Here is a 3,956-nt window from a genome sequence, read left to right on the forward strand (position 1 = left end):
GGCCTTGACGTAGGCGTCGAGCACTTCGGGGGTGTCGCGCTCCGGGTCCAGGGTAATGAACACCACCTGGAACAGGTCGCGGTCACGGCCGCGCAGCAACTTGCGGATTTGCGCCGCACGCGCCAGCGCGGTCGGGCAAACTGCCGGGCACTGGGTGAAACCGAAGAACACCATCGGCATGCTGCCGTAGAAACTCGACAGGGTTCGCACGTTGCCTTGCGGGTCCTTGAGGCTGAACTTGCGCCCCAGGATTTCGTTGCTCATGTTCTTGCCGTACTTGAAGTCGAGCCCCCGGGCCGGGCTGCAGCCAGCCAGCAAACCAAGCCCGAGAACGCCCATCCCGGCGACAACTGCGCGCCGGGTATATAGATCATTCATGAAACCATCCTTTACAGGGAAGGTGCCGACCCTTGGGACGGGCCGACCGAAAAACCGGGGCATTCTGGCATGACACCCCCAGGGGTTCTACCCGACCATGGCGGTGATGGGCTACAGCCCTTTGAATACGGGCTGCGGCCTGTTGTCGCAGGGGTTGAAACCGTAACAGTTTGTTGCTAAGGGAAGGCTTTGTGAGGGCGGCTTTTCACGGCTGAAGGCCACCCCACACAAACCGCGCCTGCATCAGTAGTAGGCGTTTTCTTTCTGGGTATGGTCGGTCACGTCACGCACGCCCTTGAGCTCCGGGATACGCTCAAGCAGCGTGCGCTCGATGCCTTCCTTCAGGGTCACATCGGCCTGGCCACAACCCTGGCAACCACCGCCGAACTGCAGCACGGCGATGCCGTCGTCGACCACATCCACCAGGCTGACCTGGCCACCGTGGCTGGCGAGACCGGGGTTGATCTCGGTTTGCAGGTAGTAGTTGATGCGCTCGTTGATCGGGCTGTCTTCGTTGACCATCGGCACCTTGGCGTTCGGTGCCTTGATGGTCAGCTGGCCACCCATACGGTCGGTGGCATAGTCCACCAGTGCGTCTTCCAGGAACGGCACGCTGACCGCGTCCAGGTACGCCGTGAAGCTCTTCAGGCCCACGGCGGTGTCGTCAGGCTTTTCTTCGCCCGGCTTGCAGTAGGCAATGCACGTCTCTGCGTACTGCGTGCCCGGCTGGGTGATGAAAACGCGAATGCCGATGCCAGGCGTGTTCTGCTTGGAGAGCAGATCGGCCAGGTAGTCATGGGCGGCGTCGGTAATGGTTATAGCGCTCATGTAGGTTCCTCACAGACTTGCGGCCAAGTGTACGCCAACCCGGCCTTTGTACAAAGTCCTAGTATTTGACTCGGGAAAGCGCGTATTCCGGGGCCTGCCCCCGTGGCGCCGCCAGCCACGCCTGCATGCGCCGGTACAGGCCGCGTTCCAGCCACTGGTAGCTGAACCACGACATTAGTCCAATGGACGGCACGCACAGGGCGAACACCAGGTAGGGGTTCAGGTGCAGGCGCTGGCTGGCGAACCAGCCGGCATACAGCACCAGCACATGGATGAGGTACACCGAGTACGAACAATCGCCCAAAGCCTTGAGCAGCCGGTTGCCCTGGAACATCGGCTCCAGGGCAATGAATGCCAGCACGATCATCGCGCTGGGCACGCCCCAGTGGAGCAGGCGCAGGGACGCATCCAGGTGATAGATGGCAAGGCCCGCCGCAGCCAGCAATACCAGCGGCAGCCAGCGCCCCTGGCGGATCAGCCCGCGGCGGTACAGCACACCCAGGCCGATACCGAGCAAAAACTCGTAGATGATGCCGTTGTTGTAGAAGTGGCTGAGCAGGCCCAGCCGACCCAGGACCTCGCTAAGCAGTAACAACAAGGCGGTCACCAGCAACTGGTGATGACGCTGACGCACCAGGAAGGCCAGGCCGAACAGCAGGTAGAAGAACATTTCGAAGTTCAGCGTCCAGCCCACGTTCAAGGTCGGGTAAAGGCCATAGCCACCGGGGTTTTCCGCCGGTATGAACAGCAACGACAGAAGCAGGTGATGCCAGTCGAATTCCTGGTGTGGCATCCACTGGCTGAAGGCCAGCAGCAGCAGCGCCATCAGCGCCGTGTAGAACCAGTAGGCCGGGACGATGCGCAAGGCGCGGTTGAGCAGAAACTGGCGCGGTTCGATGGTTTTGTCGCAGGTCGACAGGTAGATGACCAGCCCGCTGATGACGAAGAAAATATCGACGCCGACAGCGCCGCGGTCAGTGAGCAACTGGCCGATCGGGCCGGTTGCGTGGAAGTCGAAGAATATCTGCATGAAATGGTGGCAAACCACCACCCAGGCGGCGAACGCCCGCAGTGCCTGAAGCGAATACAGCATGGAATACCCTGCAATTGCCGGTGCATTGAGGTCTTCGGGAGCGCAGTGCGCTCCATCACCAGCAAACCAGCGCCCACAGGGACCGCGTCAACCGAAAGCAACGCGGCCCCTGTGGGAGCTGGCTTGCCGGCGATTGGGCTGCAGCGCAGCCCCCGGACCACCCACTATTTCCGACCGCAGGTTGATCGGAAAGGTCAGCCACCCCGATCAGAGGTTCTCGTAGCGGTTCATGTCCAGCACCCCGGCCTCGACCGGCTGGGTTTCCTTGATGAAGCTGTTCAGGTCATGGAAGTAATGCCAGAACTGCGGATGGCTACGGCGCACGCCCCAGCGCATGACAATGCGTTCAAATCTCGCCGCATCATCCTTGGCATACTCCATGTCTTCGACAAACTCCGGCACATCGTCGGTCGGGATGTTGAAGATGAAGTTGGGGTAGCTGCTGAGCACGCCTGGGTACAGGGTCAGGGAATCCAGCCCCGGCTGGTAGCGGTACGCCTCACCCAGCAGGAACGCCACGTTGCTGTGCGCGCGGTTGCGCAGCAGGCTGTAGACCTGGCGCTGGCCGCCCGGCGCCTCGATGCGCAGCAGCGTCGCCTCGGGCAACTGATTGATCACCTTGAGCCCTGCGGCCGGGCGCGACACCAGGCGGCTGAGCGACTGCTCGGCATTGCGGAACGCTTCGTTCATCTGCGGCCGTGAGCAGAACGCACCCTGGCAGCGGTTGATCGGGTCGGGCGCAGCGTTCAGGCTGCCGGTGCGCTCCACCAGCTTCAGGCCAAAGTCGCGCTTGGGGTTGCGCGGGTCGAGCTTGATGCCGCTCGGGGTGTCGGTGTCGATGTCTTCATAATCCATCCACATCTTCACCTTGCCGCTGTTCTGGTACCAGTCACTCAGGATTGCCTGGCGCTGATCGGCCGGCATCAGGCGCAGGAAGTTGACCTCGGCGCCATTGCGGATCAGGTCGAAGTACAGGCGCGTCTGCAACTGGTGCGAAACATTGCCGTACACGTCGAAGTTGACCGCCAACTGATAATAAGTGCGCTCGAACAGCGGGTAGTCGAACAGCCACATGGTCAGCGGCACATCGCCGATCAAGCCTTTGCTCACCGCGGCGCTGTCGAAGTGACGGAAAATGCTCAGCAGTGCATTGTCGTTACCGGCCCACAGCGTCGCCCAACCCGGTGCCGGCATTTCGGCATAGGCTTCACGGCGCAGCTTCTCGTACTCGTTGCGCTTGTCGCGGTAGGCATGCCACAGGCCCAGCACGCTGCCCACATCATCGATCTGCCCGGGCATGGCCAGCAACGGCGTGGCCTCGCCCCGGTACTTGGCATCGGTGATGTAGCGGTCATGCGCCGGTTCCTGGAACAGCGCCCAGAAATTGTCGCGGATCACGTCCGTGGCGATCTGCCCACGGCACACCGGGCCACGGATGAAGGTGCGCACGAAGTATTCAGCGTTATCCAGCATGAACTGGTAGCGCGCCACTGCCGGGATCGCCTCGAAGGTTTCGAACGGGTTGGCCCGGTGACGCGGGCCATAGCCCGGCAATGCAGCAGCATGCCAGTCGCCGGCGTAGAACAGTTGCTTGACCCGCTTGAGCTTCTGCGGCCCCATCGGGTAGGTGATGTGCGTCTTGTGCACGATCACCCCC

At 62.0% G+C, this 3,956-nt stretch carries 4 protein-coding genes; all 4 read right to left on the reverse strand.

What is annotated here, in order from left to right; genetic code table 11:
* Window positions 1-378 (reverse strand): SCO family protein (locus HP547_RS27625; RefSeq protein WP_172288620.1); only part of this gene is annotated, 378 nt, incomplete at its 3' end.
* A 243-nt stretch (window positions 379-621) separates the two neighbouring features.
* Entirely contained in the window at window positions 622-1,206 is a 585-nt protein-coding gene (gene nfuA / locus HP547_RS27630) for a Fe-S biogenesis protein NfuA (RefSeq protein WP_172218736.1), read from the reverse strand.
* A gap of 58 nt (window positions 1,207-1,264) precedes the next feature.
* A complete protein-coding gene (locus tag HP547_RS27635) occupies window positions 1,265-2,299 on the reverse strand; it encodes an acyltransferase (RefSeq protein ID WP_172218735.1) in 1,035 nt (344 codons plus the stop codon).
* 207 nt (window positions 2,300-2,506) lie between these two features.
* The coding region (locus HP547_RS27640; RefSeq protein ID WP_172288622.1) for a fatty acid cis/trans isomerase at window positions 2,507-3,956 on the reverse strand (1,450 nt) is incomplete at its 5' end.

This window comes from Pseudomonas sp. CM27, from assembly GCF_013179515.1.
In the GTDB taxonomy this organism is placed as follows: domain Bacteria; phylum Pseudomonadota; class Gammaproteobacteria; order Pseudomonadales; family Pseudomonadaceae; genus Aquipseudomonas.